Here is a 20,587-nt window from a genome sequence, read left to right on the forward strand (position 1 = left end):
CTCATTCGATCGGAACGGATCAATTGATGCGGTTTCCGTTCGACATCCAGGTCGACGACGTAACCACGCCTTCGCCCGTTTCGATGTTGATGATTTCATAATTCGCGATGTGCTTGCCCTGCACACGGGTCCACACCAGGTTGGAAACCACTTTGCCTTCGGCAGCGAGGCTGGCCTCATACGCGGCAAAAGCATCCTGAAGGGGCTTGGGCAGCGGAGCGCTCATTTGGATCTGAACCGGGGCGGTGAGGGCATTGGCGCTGATGACACCAACAGACAGCAGGAATCCTGCGAGAAGCACTTTTTTCATAAGGACGGGTTTTAATTGGTTATTCGGATTAACGAAACCAAAGTAGATTTCAGATTTCGAAAAACAAAGTTCCTTGAACTTTTTTTTTGAAGAGGGCCCGCCCTGCTCCCCGGAAAGCCGCATGCTAGGGATTTGTCCTTCCGGCACGAATAGTGAAAGCTCTTAGGTTTTCCGGCTTAGAACCGCTCATTCAGGGAAGGCGCACACGTGGGTACTTACGCGATGTGCCTGCAAAACCACGCACGTAGTTCTACGATCGACCCAAAAACAGCGCAGGCCCCTGCCCTATTTTCGCGGGCCGGTCACCGTAAGGGCTCACCGGCCGCGACGTCATTACGCGGATCGCGCTTCCCTGCCGGCCCTTCGGTGGCGCGGTCGGCATCGCGGATGCGCACCTTCTGCCCGCGGCCTACCGAATAGCGGTCCACACCTTCCTCGCCGAGCAGCTCTACGCGGATGCGGCTTCCGCCCTCGGCGATCGTGTAGCGATCGTTGCCCCGAAGACCATGCAGGCGCACCGTGCGGGTATCGCCACGCAGGAAGCGCCGCTCGTACAGCAGGCGCCCGCGCTTTCCGCCGGCAAACTGGTATACCTGCACGCGCAAGCTGTCGCCGCTGCCCGAAGCCACGAACTCTTCTTCGCGGTTGCTGCCGTACACATCCACCACGCCCGAAAGGAATTTATAATAGGACATCGCCTTATCCGCGAAGCGGTCGCGGCGGCCACGCAGGTCACGCTCGATGCGCGGGCCACTGAGCGCATACACTTCCGCGGGAAGCGCCCGCACGGCGTCGCGGATTACGTCGTCGGTGAGCCGCGTCTTGATGTCCTCAAGCGCCCGCTTCCAGGTTTCGCGGTCGAGGCTGCCGAGGAAGAAGCGGTCAAACGGCCAGGATTTATAGTTCAGGCTTTTCAGGTTCGAAAAATCGCCGTCGAAGGAAACCAGGAAGCGGAGTCCGAGGATCCGCATAAACCGGGGCACGGGCGCGTTGGCGCGGAAGAAGGCCTGATCGCGGTCGCGGGGGATCCCGTAGTAATACGTAGCGCCTTCGCGCTTGCGGTCGGCCCAGCGCCATTGGTCGGCATGCCGGTCCCAGTCGCCTACCAGCATGTCGAGCAGGCGGGCCTTCAGGATCGACTCCGCATCGGGCACGCGGGTGCCGTCGGCGAGGATCTTCTCGATCATGGAGGTGCTGTTGCGGGTATCGGAACCATCGGGCGTTGGCTCGCGCTCTTCGAGCATACACACCGTGTGCGCGAACATGCTGCGGAATTCGCCGAAGTCGGGATCATCGGGAATATAGTAGAACTTAGGCGCCGGGGCCACCACCCCCATCGCGCGGGCAAGACGGGAAACCACCAGCGGCGCGTAGGGATGCGCCGCCGAAACCTGGTCCTGCGTGAGGCGCCGGAAGAAGGTTTTGCGGAGCGCGGGCGGGAGTCCCATCGTCACGTCCTTATCCACGGTGCGGAGCGCCCACTCGCGGCCCTGCGCATCCTTGAGCTGCAGCGACTTCGTTTGCTTGCCGCCACCCAGCTCCGAAATCGTATAGCCCTGCGCCTTAAGGTGAAATACGGGAAGCTTCACGGGGGTTTCCCAATCGCGGCGGTAGTTGGAGCCCAGGAACAGGCGGCGAAGCCAGGTTTCGTTGCCATACTGCATGCTGGCGGCCACCAGTACCGAATCGCGCCGGCTTCCCTGCGCCTGCGTACTCCCGGCGCCCGCCAGGATCGCCAGCACCATCCAAAGCCCGGCTATTCCACTTCCTTTCTTGAAAACCTGCACCTGATCCTTTTTGGGAGCCTTGTTGCAAAATCTATACTAAGCACGGGCGTTCCGGAAGCCGCAGCGGAAAGGGGAAAATTGCCTACTATTGCCCCTCATGAAGCTATCCCTCTGGACCATCGGCAAGAACCACGAACCCTATGTAAAGGCCGGGATCGACGATTTCACGAAGCGGCTCTCCCGTTACTTCCCGGCCGAATGGCAGATCCTGCCGGTGCCCAGGAACGCAGCCACGATGGCTGAGCCCGAACTGCGGCGGCGCGAAGGCGAGCTCGTGCTCGACTGGCTGAAGCCCGACGATTTCCTGGTCGCCCTCGACGAGCGCGGCAAGATGCTGAGCTCCGAAGGACTTGCCGCATTCCTGCAACAGCGGGCCACCGAGAGCACCCGGCACATCGTGTTCCTCATCGGTGGCGCTTTCGGCCTCGACCCTGCCGTGTTGAAGCGGGCGCAGCTCCAGTGGTCGCTTTCCGCGCTAACCTTTCCGCACCAGCTCGTGCGGTTGCTGCTGGCGGAGCAGCTCTACCGTGCATGCACCATCCTCCGCAACGAGAAGTACCACCATAAGTGAGGTGTGGTTTATTGGTCTATTAGTTTATTGGTCTATTAGTAAAAGCGGAGCGGCAGTTGCTTCAGGCTGCGGCCGCAACTGGGGTCAGTTAAGCCGCCATCCCCTGACCGCAAAACGGCAACATCCGGCATTCCACCTACTTTTGCCGCCAACTTGTTCCACATGAGCATCAGCATGACCATCAGCATCATCCTCATTACCGTGCTTGTTTCGATCGGTGGTTTCAGCAGCCCCAAAACGGTGGACGACCTGATCTACCATCCGCCATCGGTTCAACGTGGCCAGTGGTACCGGTTCTTTACCTGTGGGCTGATCCATGGCGATGTGTTCCACCTCGCGTTCAACATGATCTCGCTGTACCTGTTCGGGCGCTTCGTGGAGCAAAAGTTCCTCGAGATCTTCGGCGGGGCCGGCAAGTGGTATTACCTCGGCATGTATATACTGGCCCTCTTTGTATCGCTGCTTCCGACGCACCTCCGCAACCGGCACAACCAACACTACCGCAGCCTCGGCGCGTCGGGTGCCGTGAGCGCGGTTGTGTTTGCGGGCCTTATGGTGGCGCCCTATATCAAAGTGGGGTTGTTCATCATTCCGCCCATCATCCCGGGCTTTATTTACGGACCGCTGTACCTTATCCTCAGCTCCTATCTCGACCGGCGCGGTGGCGATAATATCAATCATTCCGCGCACTTCTGGGGCGCCCTGTTCGGGGTCGGCTTCATCATCATTGTAGGCGCCATCGCCGGCTACCCCGCCGTCCAGGAGTTCATCAACGGCGTTCAGTATTACCTGCGGGCGGAAGGCTGGACCAGGTAAACCGAAGGGCGCGCCTCGTGGAAGGCCCCACCTTGAACCGGTCGTCGATCCGCATCCCCACCACCCACACGATCCTTTTGTGGGATTCGAGTACCCAGGCGGCTTCGCGGCGGATGCGCGACAGCTTGCTGTCGATAAAGAAGCGGGCCACCTTTTTCTTTTTGCGCATGCCCAGCGGGTAGAAGTAGTCGCCTGCTTTCCACCGCCGCAGTACAAGCGGAAACTCCAGCTCCGCTGCGTCGAGCAGGGCGATCCCGGGCCCGGCCGGTAGTTCATCGGGTAGCTGGTGCAACAGTTCCCATTCGAGCAGACCTTCTCCCACGGTTACCGCCGGTGTTTCGCGGGTGATGAGGTGCACCGTGTTGTCGGCAACAGTGAGGGGTGCGATGATGAGCCAGCGCCCGTAGCGCAGGGCGCGGTGCGAGGACGACAGTACAAAACGTCCCGATTCGGCGTGGAGCAGGCGGTGCAGCTCGCCGGTCTGCGCCGGGGTGAACCCGTACGGACGCGCCAGCTCAAAGAGCAGCGTGTCGAGCGGTACAAGCTGCAGGAGGCGCCGCACCGGCACATGCAGCTCCGCACCCCGCTGCTCCCCGATCTTCTTCAACGATCCCGCTACCGCCTCGCGGTACAGCTGTGCCGCTTCAGTAAAGCGGACTGCATTGCCGGCAAGCACCTTCCGTACCTGTGGAAATACGGTCTCGATGGCGGGCAGCACGTGGTGGCGGAAATGATTGCGCGTGTAGTCGTCGGAGTCGTTGGAAGCATCCTCCCGCCAGGTAAGTCCTTGCTCCGTGGCATATTCCGCGATTTCCGCACGGGTGGCGAACAGCAGGGGACGCACCACGTTGCCGGCTTTCGGCGGGATGCCCTGCAGCCCGGCGATGCCCGTGCCGCGGCAAACGTTCATCAGCAATGTTTCCGCGTTATCGTCGGCGTGATGGGCGGTGGCGATGCGGGCGCCGGGCCAGCGGGTGGCTACGAGCTCGCGGAACCAGGCGTAGCGCAGGTCGCGGGCCGCTACCTGTATCGACACGCGGTGCTCGGCGGCATAGGTTTCGGTGGCAAAGGTCTGCTCGAAATAAGGCACGCCCCAGGCTTCGGCGAGCCCGCCCACGAACACGGCATCGCCATCGCTCTCAGCGCCGCGCAACCCGAAATGGCAATGCGCAACAGCAAACGGAATCCCGGCACGGCGACACAGTTGCGCCAGCGTCACCGAGTCAAGACCGCCGCTCACGGCTACGAGCAAGCGCTCTTTTTGCGCGAACAGGCCCTGTCGGCGGGCATATTGAAGAAAAGCGGGTAAAAGGTCCATAAGCGATCGGTGCGCACCGGCGGGCGTAATTTGGATACGTTGGTCAACAGGAAAAAACGAGCGAAAAGGGCTTACATCGTGAGCTCCTCGTGGGCCGAGCGCAGCTCCGAAAATGCATGGTTGTCGCCGGCGGCTTTTGCGGTCGTCATGCCCTGCTCGTACACGGCAATGGCGGCAGCCTCATCGCCCTGCCGCTCGAGCAGCTTGGCCAGGTGGTAATAAGAACCCACGTAGCCCGGATCCCGCGCCAGCAGGGCCTCGAAGAGGCTGCGGGCCGTATCGTCGTCGCCCGATTTTATGTGCTCGAGCGCCAACGCGTGGTGCAGGAAAGAGTCGTCGGGCTGCGCCTGCAGCAGCTCCTTTATTCGGGCAATGCGGTCCATCGGAAAAAGTATTTTGGCAGTGGTGAAAGCTTATATTTGCATGCCGGATGGTTGCTTATGCAACCTTTGGCTTCACTCCTTAAAACTGTTTGTTTATATGAAAATCTTGGTGTGTATCTCTAAGACGCCAGATACGACGGCAAAAATAGCCTTCACCGACAACAACACGAAATTCGCGGAAGCCGGCGTGCAGTGGATCATCAATCCCTACGACGAATGGTATGCCCTCGTGCGTGCCATCGAGCTGAAGGAGGCCGACGCGTCTACGACCATTCACCTCGCAACGGTAGGTGGTGCCGACGCCGAGCCCATCATCCGCAAGGCCCTGGCCCTGGGTGGCGACGAGGCGATCCGAATCAACGTGGAGCCGACCGACCCGTACCAGGTAGCGAGCGCCATCGCTGAGGTGGCCAAGGCTGGCGGCTACGACCTCATCCTCACCGGTAAGGAAACGATCGATTATAATAACGGCGCTGTGGGCGGCATGCTTTCCGAGCTGCTCGATATGCCCTATATCGCCCTCGCCACCAACCTGCAGGTAGCGGGCACCACCGCTACCGTGAAGCGCGAGATCGAAGGTGGCGAAGAGACCGTTGAGGTGGCGCTGCCCCTCGTGCTTTCCTGCCAGAAGGGTATGGCCGAGGCCCGCATCCCCAACATGCGCGGCATCATGGCGGCCCGCACCAAGCCCCTCAAGGTAGTGGAAGCCTCCGCCGAAACCCTCACCGAGGTGGCTGCCTTTGGCCTCCCCCCGGCAAAGGCCGGCGTGAAGCTCGTTTCGCCCGACCAGGTGGAAGAGCTCGTGCGCATGCTCCACGAAGAAGCAAGAGTAATCTAACGATCTGAGATCTCAGATCTGAGATCTGACATCCCGATCACTCCATCTCCAAATCTTAAGATCCCTACATCATGTCTGTTCTCGTTTTCATCGACCATATCGACGGCCATATCAAGAAAGCTTCGCTCGAAGCGGCTTCCTATGGCGCGCAGCTCGCCGCCCAGAGCGGCACCTCCGCTGAAGCGATCGTGCTCGGCAACCCCGAAGGCCTCTCCGACCTCGGCAAGTACGGCATCACGAAAGTGCACCAGGTGCAGGACGGCTCCCTCGCCGCCATCGACGCCCAGGTATATGCGAAGATCATTGCCGCGGCTGCCGAGCAAACCGGCGCCAACGTGATCGTGTTCTCCAACAACTCCTCCGGCAAGGCCATCGCCCCGCGCGTATCCGTGCGCCTCAAGGCCGGGCTCGTGTCGGGTGCCACCGCCCTTCCTGAAGCCGGCGGCGCCTTCACTGTACGCAAGAACGTATTCTCCGGCAAGGCCTTCGCGCAGGTGTCAGTAAAGACCGAGCGTAAGGTGATCGCGCTCAACCCGAACGCCTTTGCCATTGCTGAAAAAGGCGGCACCGCCGAGGTGGTTCCGTTCAGCGCCACTGTAGACGCACCGCGCATCAAGGTGACCGGCTCTACCAAGACCTCCGGCAAAGTGGCCCTCACCGAAGCCGACGTGGTGGTGAGCGCCGGCCGCGGCCTCAAAGGCCCGGAAAATTGGAAGATGGTGGAGGAGCTGGCCGACGTGCTGGGCGCCGCCCTTGCCTGCAGCCGCCCCGTTGCCGATGCCCATTGGCGCCCCCACAACGAGCACGTTGGGCAGACCGGCGTAGCCATCGCCCCCAACCTGTACATTGCCATCGGTATCTCCGGCGCCATCCAGCACCTGGCCGGCGTCAACCGCAGCAAGACCATCGTGGTCATCAACAAAGACCCGGAAGCACCCTTCTTCAAGGCCGCTGACTATGGCATTGTGGGAGACGCCTTCGAGGTGGTGCCCAAGATGCTCGAGGCTGTCCGGAAGGTGAAAGGCGCCTAAGCAGAGCTTACACTGCCACAGCCCCCGCTGTGGCATTTTTATTGCCTAAAATCACTAGGTTTGTAACAGCAGCAAGTACAGATACACGGATATATGAAGAAAATAGAACTGGAAATTGTGGCGTTGTCGCATAGCATTACACAAACACATTCTTATGCGGTGGTGCTGGGCGAAGTGGGTGGATTAAGACGCTTGCCGATCGTGATCGGTGGATTCGAGGCGCAGGCCATCGCGGTAGCCCTCGAAAAGATGCAGCCGAGCCGTCCGCTGACCCACGACCTGATGAAGAACTTCATGAGTGCCTTCAATATCGAGCTGCACGAGATCATCATTTCCGACCTCCAGGAAGGCATTTTTTACTCCAAGCTGGTTTGCTCCTCCGATAACGATACCATCGAGATTGACTCCCGCACCTCCGATGCCCTTGCCCTCGCCGTACGCTTCGGCTGCCCCGTGTATACCTACGAGCACATCCTCGACTCCGCCGGCATCATGATGGAAGACAGCAGCGCTTCAAAGCGCCGCAAATCCTCTCCCTCCGCCGCCGACGATGACGACGAGGACGATACCCCTGCAAGCTCCGGCGGCAAGGACGACCTCCGCAGCCTCTCCCTCGAAGACCTGAATACGCTGCTCAATGAAGTGCTGGAGGCCGAGGATTACCTCCGGGCCATTGCCATCCGCGACGAGATCAACAACCGGAAAAAGAAAAAGTAACACCTGCTGCACTACAACCATTCAAAAGTCAAAATTCAAAAGTCAAAAGGACTCTAGGCGTCCGATCCGGTTTTTGAATTTTGACTTTTTACTTTTGACTTCCCATGATCGTTTTTCCCAACTGCAAGATCAACCTCGGGCTGCAGGTACGCCGCCGGCGCGCCGATGGCTACCACGACCTGGAGACGATCTTTTACCCGGTGCCGCTCGCAGATGCCCTCGAGCTCGTGCAGGTGGAAGGACACGGAACGATCGAATTCAGCGCCTCTGGCCGCGCGGTGGAAGGCGCCCCCGAAAGCAATATCTGCTATAAAGCTTACCGGCTCTTGCTGCAGCACTTCCCAGATCTGCCGGCGGTGCGCCTGCACCTGCATAAGGTAGTACCCACGGGCGCGGGCCTCGGTGGCGGGTCGGCCGACGGCGCCTTCACGCTGACCCTGCTGAACCGGAAGCTGCAGCTGGGCCTCAGCGAAGCGCAACTGCTGGATTATGCCCTGCAGCTTGGCTCCGATTGTCCCTTTTTTATCCGCAACAGCCCCTCTTTCGCGCAGGGCCGCGGCGAGGCGCTCGAGCCGCTTTCCCTCGACTTGTCGGCCTATACCCTCGTGATCGTGCACCCCGGTATCCATATCCCCACTGCTGCTGCGTTCAAGGGCGTGCAGCCCAACGACGACCGGCCCTCGCTACGGACGCTGGCCACCCTTGCACCCGCCGGATGGAAAGGAGCGCTGGAAAACGACTTCGAGCCATCGGTGTTCGCGCAATACCCGGAGATCGCCGGCATTAAGGAAGCACTGTATGAGGCGGGCGCTACCTACGCATCGCTCACCGGCAGCGGTTCGGCCGTGTACGGTTTATTCCAGGATCCGCCCTTCCTCTCCTTCCCGGATCGCTATTTCCTGTACCGCAGCGACGCCGCCCACTTGTCGGCCTGATGATTTTCCTTATTTTTGAGGCATAGCCGCAACGGATGCACACAACCCTTCCTTTCCTGAAAGCCAACCTCGACCTCCTCAACCACTGAGGACGCATCCTTCTTTTTCCCCTCTTCGCGCAATCTTCTTCTTACCGTTAAATCGTTTAGGCTTATGTCTACCCCTGTACCTGCGGTGCATGCACCCGATCATTATATGCAGCTGGAGCACCAGTATGGCGCCCACAACTACCATCCTCTTCCCGTCGTACTCGAGCGCGGCCTCGGCGTTCACCTATGGGACGTCCAGGGCAAGCAGTACTACGATTTCCTGAGCGGCTATTCAGCCGTCAACCAGGGTCATTGCCATCCCCGCATCATCGGCGCCCTGACTACCCAGGCGCAAAAGCTCACGCTCACCTCACGCGCCTTCTACAGCAACCTCCTCGGCGAGTTCGAGCGCTACATCACCCGCTATTTCGGCTACGACAAGGTGCTGCCGATGAACACGGGCGTGGAAGCCGTGGAAACCGCCATCAAGTTGGCCCGGCGCTGGGGCTACCGCGTCAAGGGCATCCGCGAGGGAGCCGCGAAGATCATCGTGTGCAAACAGAATTTCCACGGCCGTACTTCTACGGTGATCTCCTTCTCGTCCGATCCCTCTTCCTATACCGACTTCGGTCCCTTCATGCCCGGCTTCGAGCTCATCCCCTACAACGATGCCGAGGCGCTCAAGGCCGCCCTCCGCGACGAGAACGTCTGCGGATTCCTGGTGGAGCCGATCCAGGGCGAGGCCGGCGTGGTGGTGCCCGACGAAGGCTACCTCCGCACGGCCAAAGAGCTTTGCGCGGCAGCCAACGTGCTCTTCATTGCCGACGAGATCCAGACGGGGCTGGGCCGCACGGGCCGGATGCTGGCGATCGACCACGAAGACGTGCGCGCCGATATCCTCATCCTCGGCAAGGCACTGAGCGGGGGCGTGCTGCCGGTAAGCGCGGTGCTGGCCGACGATCCCATCATGCTCACCATCAGCCCGGGCGAGCACGGATCCACCTACGGCGGCAACCCGCTGGCCTGCGCGGTGGCCATGAGCGCGCTCGAAGTGCTGAAAGACGAAGGCATGGTGGAGAACGCCGAGGTGCTGGGCCAATATTTCCGGCAGCAGCTGCGCTACCTGCAGTCGCCCTTCATCAAGCTCGTTCGCGGCAAAGGCCTCCTCAATGCCATCGTGATCGCGCACCCCGACAAGGAAGCCGCCTGGCGTCTTTGCCTCGCTATGAAAGACAACGGCCTGCTGGCAAAGCCCACCCATGGCGACAAGATCCGCCTCGCCCCGCCCCTCGTCATCACCCGCGAGCAGGTCGACGACGCGGTGGAGCGGATCGGCAAAAGCATGCGCATCCTCTCCTGAGCAGAATTAACAAAGCCCCCCGGACGGTAACGTCGGGGGGCTTTTTCATGCGATCAAGGAAGCTACTGGCGAACGAACCGAACCACGGCTGCCTTTCCGCGCGGGCTGCTGCCGGTAAGCTGGTAACTGCCGGCGGGCAGCCCCTGCAGCGAAAGCGGCAGCGTATTGACACCCGCCTGCAGCGGCTGGCTGAACGACTGGTATACACGACCCGAGGCGTCGGTCAGCAGCCAGTTGATCCGCTGGGCACGCAGGCTGTGCACCCGGAGCGTGGCGCTACCCCGTACGATGCTCGGGAAGAGCACGGCTTCGGTAAGCGAGGCATCCACCGGACGGATGGCGGTGGTGGTGAAGCTGAACTCGTCGGCGCCGATATCGGGCGTGGTGCCGTCGCGCTGCTCCTGGTCGATATCCGAGCTGATGCCGGTCACGGGTGCACCGCCATTGGCCGCCGCCGTAGTGGCCGTGGCAGCGATGTGCAGGAAGCCGGGCTGCGCTCCATTGGTGCTGATGAAGGGGACGTTCTCGGTCTGGGAGGCCGCGTCCTGCGGGGCTACGCGGGCCTTGTAGGCGGCCAGCGTCTCGTCGGCGTTGGTGCCGTCGTAAAAGATATTATTGAACGCACCGGGCGTACCGGCGAAGAAGATGTTATTGTTACCGGTGTAGCCGGTGAGCGCCGTGCCGCTGCGGCGGTAGGCCACCGTGCGGCCGGTGCCGTTGGACGTGGAAGTGTTGATCAGGATGTTGTTGCGCAGGTCGAGTACGGAGCTGGACGAAGCGGTGAGGGCGCTCGATCCGAAACTGGTGCCGGTGCTCGTTGCATTCAGGTATACTGTATTGTAGTAGACGTTTACGGTCGTGCCGCCCTGCACGTTGATACCGTTAACGGGATTGTTGGCAAAGGCAGCCGGCGCCCGCAGGTCGCCCACGATGTTGTTGCTCACGCCGGTGAGCCGGCCCGAAACGAGGTAAATGCCCGACACGGCACTGTTGGCCGAGGCGCCGGAAAGATCATACACACGGTTGCTGCTGATGCTGCCGCTCGACAGGGTCACGATATCGAAGCTCTGTCCCCAGTAGATGCCGTATACGTTGCCGCCGAGCGTGCTGGAAAGGTTGCCGACGACGTTGCGGCTCACCGTGCGGGTACCCATCGAGGTAGCGTTCGGGAAGATCCCATACACATTCGCGTTCGTAGTCGTATGCGAGCCGCCGATCGAAAGGCCCGTTACGGTATTGCCGGTATACTGTTCAGCGGTGGCGGTATTGCTGCTCACGATCACGCCGTAGGCCGACGGGATGGGTGTGCCGCTGCCCGACGTAGTCGGGATCCCGTTATTCAGGAGCTGGTTGTTGGAAACGTTGATCGATAATGCCTTGTCGATTCGAATGCATCCCAGAACGCCGTTGGCGCCGGTCTTGATGTTGTTGGATACTGTGTTGCCCAATACAACCACCGAGCTCGCCACGCCCCCATCGATGAGGTAAAAAGTGCCGGAGCCGGAATGGCTGTTGGCGGAAATGGTGTTGTTCTGGATGGCGAGCGTCCCGGGACCGGGAGTGGTGGTGTTGACGTTCACGATGGCCGAGAACACTCCGGTCGTAGCCGTAGTATAATTGCAGTTCGACACCGTATTGCCTTCGATGAAAATGCCTTGGGAAGCGGTAGCACCCGAAGTACCGATGCCGTAGATGGCGGTGGTGCTTCCGGAGCCGGTCATCTGTACGGTGTTGTTTGCTATGGTCGCGCCGCCGCTGCCGTTGGCCGTTTGAATGCCATAGGCGGTCACCGAAGTACCGGCGCCATTGGTAATGGAGTTTCCGGAAATGGTCACCGAGCCAAAGTTCTGGGCCCGGATCCCGTAAACGTTATTGCCGCTCGAGGCGCCGCCGAAGTTGGTGATCGTGTTCCCGCTGATCAGGGTCGTGTTGTCGTATGCAGCCGCTACCGACGGACCGCTGGTTACAATGCCCAGGTAGACGTTGGAGATATTGTTGCCGGCGAACGTATTGCCGGTGTGCGCGTCGGTGATTACAAGGCCGGTAGTACCCAGAACGGTGCTGCTGCCGGGCACCAGGTGGGCCTGGTAGATCCCGGTGCTGTTCACGGTAGTCTTGCTCAGGCTGATCGTGTTGTCGCGCACGACGTTCATCACGCAGCCGTCGAAGGGCGCCGCCGTATTCTTACGGCCCAGGAGCACGCCCCACTCCACGTTGTTATCGCCCGTCATTACGAAGCCGCGGATGGTGACGTAATCGCTGCCGGCGAGCGAGAAGATGGCGTCGGCCGTGCTCGCGGCGCTGCCGGTAGCCGTGATCGTGTTGTTATTGCCTATGAAAACAATGGAATCGGTGGCCGTGCCGGTGGCCGTGATCGCATAGCCAGTGCTGGTGGTCTGGGCGGTCGTTACATTGAACTTGACGCCGCCTGCGCCGACACCGGAGGCGTTCAGCGCGGTCACTGCGGCCGCAAGATCCGGGTAGTCACCGGGGATATTCTTGATGCCGGTCAGCTGGGCGCCCGCTCCGAAGGCTGCAAAGAGGGCAATAAGCAAAAGGGATGTTTTTCTCATGTCAATAAGTTTTGCTGGTCAAAGCAGGGAGTAAAATTAGGTGAATACCAGTATGCATCGCCGTTAACAAAGAACGCCGGCCCTGGTGGGCCGGCGTTCGTATTACAGAGGCGTTTGCAATTATTGCTTCACGAGGCGCAGCGTACCGATGTTCCCTTTGCCGGTAGAGCCCTGCAGGAAGTAGGTACCTGCGGAGAGGTCGCCGAGCGACAGGCGCAGGTCGTTGGTGCCTGCGGTGAGCGACTGCTTGAAGCTGCGGACCACACGGCCCTGGGCATCGGTGAGCACCCACTGGGTCTGCAGCGTGCGGCGTACCGATACACGGAGCACCGTGTTGTTCACCACTACGTTCGGGAGCAGCTGCACCAGGGTTACGTCGGCGTCGAGACGCGGGGTCGACGTGATGAGCAGGAGGCTGCCTACGTTACCGACGGCCATGGCGCCGAAGGTGGTCGTGGTCGTGGTTACCGTGCGGGCGGCCGCTGTGCCTGCGGGGGCTACACCGCCGGCCGGGGTCACGATGGTCCAGGCAGTGCCGTTGTGGCTGCCCACTTCCATGTTGGCCGAGCCGTTGAAGGCGCTGCCACCGTCGGTATCGGCAAAGCCGAAGGTTACCGTTGCGGGGTTCGCGTTGGCTGCCGAAGGCGTGATGGTCCAGGTGCGGTTCACGGCGTTGGCGGGCCAGGCCGCGGCGGGGTTAATCCCGGCGGCAAGGGTAATGATGAAGTCGCGTCCGAAGCCGTTGGCGATCGTCACGGGGTTGTACGAAGTGGCATCGATGCCGATCGGGGCTGTGCGGGCCACGTTTCCGACGTTGGTCAGCAGCACGCGGCTCGTACCCAGGAGCACGATGTGGCTGTTGACGCTGCCGCCGGTCACCACGTTCTCGATGCGTACATCCTGGTTGTTCACCGTGATGTTGCCCTGCGTCAGGGTCAGGTCGAAGACGTTGATGCCGTTACCGGTGATCGTTACGCCGCCGGCACCGTTCATGATGATGCGGTTGGCCGCAATACCGGGGCTCGTTTGCGCGGTAGCACCGCGGAAGGCGATGGTGCCCGACGAAGCGTTGAAGCTGCCGTTGTTCACCAGGTTGCCATAGAGCTCCAGCGTGCCGCCGTTGTCGACGATCAGCGAAGCGCCGCTGGCGATGGTCAGGTTGCCCACAGCCACCGTCGTATTCACGATCGGCATGTTGGCAGAGCCGGCGGGGATCGTTACGTTGGTCGTGTTGGTCGGGATACCACCGCACCAGTTGCCGGCATTGTTCCAGTTGCTGCTCACGGCACCTGTCCAGGAGTTGGCGGCATTGAGGGAAAGCACGGCGGGGTTCGAAACCAGGTCGCCGCAGGCTCCGCTCACCACCACCGTATAGGATCCGGCGTCGGTGGCGCTTACCGATGCGATGCTGTAGGTAGCGGCATTGGCACCCGCGATGTCGGTGCCGTCTTTCTTCCACTGGTAGGTCAGGTTGCTGCCCGTAGCCACAACCGTGAAGGTGGCGGCTGCACCCGGGCAGAGGGCCTGGCTGGCCGGCTGCTGGGTGATGATGGTATTTGCGGTCAGGATGAACGCTACTTCGGCAGAAGTCACGTTGCCGCAGGCGCCGTTCACCTGCACCGAGTAGTTACCCACGTTGGCAGTCGAGGCGTTCGTTACCGTATAGGTAGCACCCGTGGCACCCGTGATCGGGTTACCGTTGAGGAGCCACTGGTAGCTGAGGTTCGCACCCACAGCCGTTACCCCGAAGGTGGCGCTGCCGTTGGCACAGGCGGCACGGGGCACCGGCTGGGTGGTGATGGCCGTGATGGCGTTCACGGTCAGCGTTGCCGACACAGAGTCCATACCACAGGTACCGGTCACGATCACTTCATAGGTACCGGCGTCTGCTGCAGCAGCGGCATTTACCGTATACGTAGCGCTCGTGGCGCCCGGGATCAGGACGTCATCTTTCTTCCATACATAGGTCAGGGCAGCGCCGGTGGCGGCAGCCGTGAAGGTGGCGTTGGCGCCGGCGCAGACCGTCTGGGCCTGGGGCACGGTGGTCAGCAGCGTGTTGGGCGTCACGGTTACGGTCACCGTATCGCGGCCCTGGCAACCCGTGGTCGTGTTCGTTGCGATCAGGATGTAATCCGTGGTGACCGTGGGGGTGGCTACCGGGTTAGCGATGTTGGCATCGCTGAGGCCGGCGGCCGGGATCCACTGGTAGGTGAGCGTTGGCAGTGCGATCGGCTGGAAGGCCGTGTTGAGGGCACCGAGGGTTTGCAGGTTCGAAGCGCTGGAAAGGGTCCAGTCGGCCGCTACGTTGTTGTCGGTGGCGGCACTGCGAATCGGACCGGCGAGGCCGCTGGTAGACGGGATGTTTCCGCTCCAGTCATTTGTTGTTACACCCGATGCGGCAGTGAACACGTAGCTGTTGGTGGCTACCGCGTCAACGATCCCATTGCTGGTGCGCAGCACGAAGCCCGCTGCCGTGGTCGACAGGAGGTTGTCGTTGGCGCCACCGGTGTTGAAGAACAGGTTGGCGGGGTCGTTGGTACCGGCACCCACGTGCACCAGGGCAATGCCCTGGGCAGGGATGATCGTACCGGCCGGGAACGTGTAGGTGCGGTTCACCACGGTGGTCGTCCACACCTGGAAGGTGAGTCCGCTCACGTCAGCCGGGCTGTTGCTCACGTTGCTGATCTCCACTACGTCGGGCGTAGCGGTGGGCAGGTAGGCCGGGTACGGGTTGGTAGAGCCGGTGCCACCGCGGTTCAGCATGATCTCGGTGATGCGCACCGGGGGCTGCACGAGGGCAACACCAGTAAGCTGGGTGCTGCCTCCGGCGCAAACCGTAGCGGACGCGGAGGTTGCCGAAGCCTGCACGGCGGGGTTCACCGTGATCGTGATGGAGTCGGAAGTGGCGCAGCTGTTGTTGGCGCCACCGGAGTTGTCTACGGCGGTTACATAGTATTTGTTGGAAGCCGATTGCGGCGTCACCGTGATCGAGGCGCCGGTAAGGTTGCCGGGCATCCAGGTATAGGTGTAGCCGGCGTTGGGGCTCGTTACGCTGAGGGTCGTTTCCTGGCCGCGGCAGATGGTGCTGCTGCTGGCGGTTACACTGATGGACGGAGGCGTCGTCACCGTAGCAAGTACGGCGGTGCGCTGGCCTTCGCAGGGTACCTGGATGTTCCAGTTGTACATGAAGTAGTAGCTGGCAGTGGTGGTCACCGCACCCGTGATCGCCGAAACGAAGCCGTTGATCTGGCCAGCGGTGCTGAGCGCGATCGGGTAGGTCACCCCTGAATTTTCACGGATGAAGTTGCCGGTCATTCCGTTTGCTACCAGGCGGTAGGTTCCCGGGGCGATGGTCCAGCCCAGGGTGATCACCGAGGTCGTGTTGGTCGGCACCGTGCGGGCACCCGTGGTCTGGAGCTGCGTGGCGCCACCGGCGCTGTACAGGGAAATCGTGATCGAGGTACCGGTGATGGATACAACGTCCACGCTGTTCAGGGTGATCGTCTTTGTGACCGTGAAGTCCTGACCGTAGGTGGTGAGGTTGGTACCCGTTCCGCCTGCGGGGGCAAGGCGGCCGGCGTTGACGTTATCGCCCGGCTGGCTGGCGCCTACATAGAACGTAGTCGTGCTGCTGATCGCCGGAGTGGTGAAGCTGCTGCCGGTTCCGATGGGCTGACCGCCGGTGGCGGCTGCATACCAGCTGAGCGTGGTGCCGGCGCCGGAGGTGGCCTGAAGTGTCACCGTACCCTGGCCGCAACGGGTGGCGGGCGTGGTGCCGGTCACTGTGGGGTTATTCACCGTTACGGTCTGCGTCGAAGTAGCAGTATTGCCGCAGGCGTCGGTCACGGTTACCGTATAGGTCGTGTTGGCGGAGGGCGATACGCTCACGCTCTGGGTCGTACCCACCACGTTGGTGCCGTTGCTCCAGGAGTAGGTATAGGGCTGGCCGCCACCTACAGGAGCCGCGTTCAGGGTCGCGGAAGAGCCAAAACAAATGGAGGTGCTGCTGGCGGTGCTGTTCACCGTCAGCGGGTCGCCGGCGGTGAGGGTCACGGTAGCCGTGGCGGAGCAGCCGGTGAGCGCTTCGGTTGCGGTTACCGTATAGGTCGTGGTAGCTGTTACGTTGCTGGCAACCGGGTTGGCGATCGTGGTGCTGCTCAGGAAGGTGGCCGGGGTCCAGCTGTAGTTGAGGGTACCGAGCGAGAAGCGCACGGCATCCGGCACACCGTTCCAGGTGGCGGCGGCATTGCGGCCGGGCACCACGGTAGCGAAGGTGCCTGTAGCGCTCTCGATGCCCTGCGTCTTGATAACGGAGGTGTTGCTCAGCGCGATGGTGTGTACTTCGATGTCGTTGCTGCCTTCGTAGAAGATGGCCTGCACGCTCGCGGTACCGGGGTTGTTGCCGGTCGTTACGTCGTAGAACGCAGCGTTGACCATATTGATCACGAACTTCCGGTTGGGCGCGGTGCCTTCGGTGAAGTATTCGAGACGACCGGTAGCGGGGCTGCGGAAGTCGAGGTCGGCGCTCAGGAAGTGAACGGCGTTATTCGGCGTGGACGTCGACGGCAGTACCGGTGCGAAGCCGGTGCTGGTCGTAACGGTGCCGAAAGTGGCATAGCCGTTCGTCGAGATGTTGATGCTGGAATAGTCGGTGCCATAGAAATTGAACGTGAAGGGCAGCGCGATATTCTCCCAGCGACCGTCTTCGAGGTCGCCGGCAGTTACGGCAACTACAGCCGTACCGTTGTTGGCCAGCACCGTCGGGGTGCCTGTAGCGGCAACCGGCGCAGACGGGATGCTGGCAACCGAGTACGTGCGCACCGAGTTGCCGACGGAAGCCAGCAGCTGGCTGCTCGCGCCCGAGCAGATGGTAGCCGGGGTGGCGGTAGCCGTGAGGGCGAGCGCGGGGTTCACCGCTACGGTTACGGTGGCCGTACCGACGCAGCCGGTAGCCGTTTCCGTACCCGTTACGGTATACGTGCGGGTGATGGTGGGCGTAGCCGTCACCGTGGCGCCGGTGGTCGGGGTCAGGTTGGTGGCAGGCGTCCAGGCGTAGGTGTCGGCGCCGCTTGCCGTGAGCGAGACACTGCTGCCGGCGCACACCGAGGGAGCGGCCGGGCTGACCGTCACTACAGGGAGCGCGGTAGCGGTGAGGGTGAACTCGGGTGTCTCCACTTGCTGTCCACTGTTGGTGCAGCGCACCACGGCGATGTAGTAGCGGGTTGCGGTAAGGTTACCGGTAGCCAGCGATGAGCCGGTGGCGCCGGCGATCGGCGTGTAGGGTCCGCCCTGCACATCGGAGAACTGCCACTCGTAGGTGATGCCCACGTCGGTAGACTGGCCGGAGAGCTGCAGCGTGCGGCCGGAGCCGACGCAGACCGTAGCCGGGCCGGTGATGGTGCCTGCGGTGGGTGTGCCGCTGCAACCGGAAGGCTGCGTGCCGGCAAACTCGTCGGCGCCGATATCGGGTGTATTGGCGTCACGGGTGTCTCCGTCGAAGTCGTCGGTGAAGCCGGCGATGGGCTGGCCGCCACCTTCGATGCGGGTCGGGGCGGAGGTACTGATATGCAGGTAGGTGGCGTCGGCGCCGGTGGTGCTCACGAAGGTGGGCATCTCGGAGATCGAAGCCGTCTCCGCAGGCGCTACGCGCGCCTGGTAGGTAGCGATGGTCTGATCGGCGTTGGTGCCGTCGTAGAAGATGACGCGGTTGGCCGAGGGCGCACCGGCATAAAAGAGGTTGTTGTTCGACGTGCTGCCGAAGTTGCTGAGGGTCGTCGACGAGCGGCGGAAGGCAGCGGTGACGCCGGTGCCGGCCGGAGTGGACGTGTTCACGAGGATGTTGTTGCGCAGGTCGAGGGTTCCCGAAGTGGCCGTCGTGCTCGTGCTCGCATACAGTGCCGAAGTACCGAAGTTGGTGCCGCTGGACGTGGCATTGAGGTACACCGTGTTGTAGTACACGCGCGACGTGCTGGTGGTGCTGGTGCTGGTGATGCTGATGCCGCGGATAGCGTCGGTGCCCGCAGCCGTGGGCGCGTTCAGGTCGCCGACCAGGTTATTGTAGATCGTGGGCGCGCCGGACGAGGCGCTGATGCCGTATACGACGGTGCCCGTACCGGTGCTGTTGCTCGTGAGGCCGTAGATCTTGTTCTTGTAGATGGCGCCCGCGGTAAAGCCGGATCCGCTCAGGATGCCGTACACGGTGCCGCCCGAAAGGGTGTGGATCACGTTGTCGTACACATTGCGGGTGCCGGCGGTAGTGAGGTTGAAGCCGTACACGGTACCGGTACCGCCGCCGACGTTGCTGATCGTGTTGTTGAAGTAGTTCTGGGTGTTCGCCGTAGCCGTGGTGGAGTTGGCGCCGTAGAAGATCGACGTGCCGGCCAGCGTGATGTTCGAGAAGTTGTTGTCGGCAAACTCCTCTACGCCGGTGGGCGAGCCGTTGTTGTAGTAGCCGTACAGGGTACCCGAAGTGCCGCTGCGGTTGAAGTTGCCGGAAACCTGGTTGTTCCGGACCGACATCGTAGCTGCCGACGAGTTGTTGTTGTAGATGAAGTAGGTGGTGCCCGTCGTTTGCAGGGTAGTTCCCACGATCGTGTTGTTGTTGATCGTGAGGGCAGTGGTCGTATTGCCGTTGTACAGGTGGGCATAGGAACCGGTGGAAGCCACCGAGGCGGTAAGGGATACCGTGTTGTCGTTCATGCTGCCGGCGCCGCCATAGGCACTGTTATAAATGCCGTAAGTGGCCGAGGTGGACGCGGAGCTCACCGTCACGGTGTTGTTGTTGGCCGTAAACGAAGCGCCGGTGCCCGTGGAGAAGTAGATGCCATAGCCGGTGCTCGTGAAGCCCGAGCCGCCGTTGGCCGTGTTGTCGACGACGTTGTGATCGGCACTGACGTTGTTCACGTAGATCGCATACACGCCGTAGCTCGCGCTCGCGGCGTTGCCGGCGTAGTTCGTGATGTTGTTGCCTGCGCCTGCCGAGCCGACCACGATGTTCTGATCGTAGAAATCGTTGGGAGCGGTGGTATGGTTGAAGCCGCGCAGGTAAACGCCGGTGAACACGTTCGAGATCCGGTTGCCGCGGATCGTGATGTTCTCGTGGCGTCCGCCCGTAGACGTGACCGTGACGCCGCCCACCGCCGAAACGGAGCCGCCGCGCACGTGGTTGTGTACGAGGATGCCGATCACGTAGGCACTGGTGCCCTTGGTCAGCGTGATCGTGGCGTTCTGGATCACCACGTTCTTGGCGCCATCGGTGGCGCTGGCCTTCCGGACCAGGTAGCCGTACTCGATGCCCTGGTTGTTCGTGGCCACGTCGATGCCGTCGAAGGTCACGAAGTCGGAGCCTTCGATGATGATGACCGCATCACCGGCCGCGCTGAGCGAGGTGGTGGCGAGCAGGCCGGCACCCGTGCGGGTGATGAGGGGGTTGGCGCCGCCGCCCGCCGCCTTGCGGAAGACGATCGGGTTGGCCGAGGTGCCCGTAGCCGTGAGCATGATGGAGTCGGCGGAGGATTCGGTGTAGCCGGCTGCCAGCTCAAAGGTGACACCGCCACCGCCTACACCCTGGGTGTTCAGGTCGGTCACGGCCGTTGCCAGGTTGGGGTAGTCGCCGGGAATCGTCTTGGTTCCGGATAGCTGGGCCTGGCTGCAGAGACCCATGAAGAGCGCTCCCAGGAGGAGTAGATGTCTTCTCATAAGTGGTTAATATAGTTTGTTAAAACGGTGCACAAATTAGGATTTTTTTAAACACGGCCCCGGCCGCCCGTCGAAAAACTTCGCCGTAAAAAGATTGGAATTCAAGGAAATAGGATGTCCCGGGGTGCATCTGCCCAGTGCCCGGCTTTGAATACGGGGCACGCCCCTCCCCCGTTGCCTGCCGGGCCCGGGCCCGAACAGAAAAAAGCGCCCCGGAGCCG

General features: G+C 61.7%; 13 protein-coding genes. 7 read left to right on the plus strand and 6 right to left on the minus strand.

Annotated elements, in window-relative coordinates:
* Positions 1-19: 19 nt before the first annotated feature.
* Both ABD937_RS11760 and ABD937_RS11765 read right to left on the minus strand, forming a co-directional pair.
* Positions 20-310 (minus strand): hypothetical protein, encoded by a 291-nt coding sequence (locus ABD937_RS11760; RefSeq protein ID WP_345255915.1) that lies wholly within the window; start codon positions 308-310, stop codon positions 20-22.
* A gap of 302 nt (positions 311-612) precedes the next feature.
* Positions 613-2,097 carry a hypothetical protein gene (locus ABD937_RS11765; protein WP_345255916.1) on the minus strand — a complete coding sequence of 495 codons (1,485 nt, stop codon included), beginning with the start codon at positions 2,095-2,097 and terminating at the stop codon, positions 613-615.
* Between the two features lie 97 nt (positions 2,098-2,194).
* Between ABD937_RS11765 and ABD937_RS11770 the strand changes: the two genes are divergently transcribed.
* Together ABD937_RS11770 and ABD937_RS11775 are read left to right on the plus strand one after the other, a co-directional pair.
* Complete coding sequence (locus tag ABD937_RS11770) at positions 2,195-2,668, plus strand: 23S rRNA (pseudouridine(1915)-N(3))-methyltransferase RlmH (RefSeq protein ID WP_345255917.1); 474 nt, start codon at positions 2,195-2,197, stop codon at positions 2,666-2,668.
* 162 nt (positions 2,669-2,830) lie between these two features.
* Entirely contained in the window at positions 2,831-3,484 is a 654-nt protein-coding gene (locus tag ABD937_RS11775) for a rhomboid family intramembrane serine protease (protein ID WP_345255918.1), read from the plus strand.
* Here the strand turns inward: ABD937_RS11775 and tilS are convergent.
* Together tilS and ABD937_RS11785 are read right to left on the minus strand one after the other, a co-directional pair.
* Complete coding sequence (tilS, locus tag ABD937_RS11780) at positions 3,438-4,802, minus strand: tRNA lysidine(34) synthetase TilS (protein ID WP_345255919.1); 1,365 nt, start codon at positions 4,800-4,802, stop codon at positions 3,438-3,440. The genes ABD937_RS11775 and tilS overlap by 47 nt on opposite strands.
* A 71-nt stretch (positions 4,803-4,873) precedes the next feature.
* On the minus strand, positions 4,874-5,185 hold the full coding sequence (locus tag ABD937_RS11785) for a tetratricopeptide repeat protein (protein ID WP_345255920.1): 312 nt from the start codon (positions 5,183-5,185) through the stop codon (positions 4,874-4,876).
* 97 nt (positions 5,186-5,282) lie between these two features.
* Here ABD937_RS11785 and ABD937_RS11790 point away from each other — a divergent pair, with 97 nt between their 5' ends.
* The 5 genes from ABD937_RS11790 to rocD all read left to right on the plus strand — a co-directional run bounded on the left by ABD937_RS11790 (position 5,283) and on the right by rocD (position 10,095).
* Positions 5,283-6,023 carry an electron transfer flavoprotein subunit beta/FixA family protein gene (locus ABD937_RS11790; protein ID WP_345255921.1) on the plus strand — a complete coding sequence of 247 codons (741 nt, stop codon included), beginning with the start codon at positions 5,283-5,285 and terminating at the stop codon, positions 6,021-6,023.
* Positions 6,024-6,094: 71 nt separating this feature from the next.
* Positions 6,095-7,054, plus strand: a complete 960-nt coding sequence (locus ABD937_RS11795; protein ID WP_345255922.1) for an electron transfer flavoprotein subunit alpha/FixB family protein — start codon at positions 6,095-6,097, stop codon at positions 7,052-7,054.
* A gap of 93 nt (positions 7,055-7,147) precedes the next feature.
* Positions 7,148-7,771: a bifunctional nuclease domain-containing protein gene (locus ABD937_RS11800; protein WP_345255923.1), complete on the plus strand. Its 624-nt coding sequence runs from the start codon at positions 7,148-7,150 to the stop codon at positions 7,769-7,771.
* Between the two features lie 104 nt (positions 7,772-7,875).
* A complete protein-coding gene (ispE, locus tag ABD937_RS11805) occupies positions 7,876-8,706 on the plus strand; it encodes a 4-(cytidine 5'-diphospho)-2-C-methyl-D-erythritol kinase (RefSeq protein ID WP_345255924.1) in 831 nt (276 codons plus the stop codon).
* A gap of 153 nt (positions 8,707-8,859) precedes the next feature.
* On the plus strand, positions 8,860-10,095 hold the full coding sequence (rocD, locus tag ABD937_RS11810; protein ID WP_345255925.1) for an ornithine--oxo-acid transaminase: 1,236 nt from the start codon (positions 8,860-8,862) through the stop codon (positions 10,093-10,095).
* Positions 10,096-10,157: 62 nt separating this feature from the next.
* Here the strand turns inward: rocD and ABD937_RS11815 are convergent, their stop codons facing one another.
* Positions 10,158-12,668, minus strand: a complete 2,511-nt coding sequence (locus tag ABD937_RS11815; RefSeq protein ID WP_345255926.1) for a beta strand repeat-containing protein — start codon at positions 12,666-12,668, stop codon at positions 10,158-10,160.
* A gap of 120 nt (positions 12,669-12,788) precedes the next feature.
* Entirely contained in the window at positions 12,789-20,366 is a 7,578-nt protein-coding gene (locus ABD937_RS11820) for an Ig-like domain-containing protein (RefSeq protein WP_345255927.1), read from the minus strand.
* Between the last annotated feature and the right edge of the window lie 221 nt (positions 20,367-20,587).

The sequence above is a fragment of the Flaviaestuariibacter amylovorans genome (assembly GCF_039541815.1).
GTDB lineage: Bacteria > Bacteroidota > Bacteroidia > Chitinophagales > Chitinophagaceae > Flavisolibacter > Flavisolibacter amylovorans.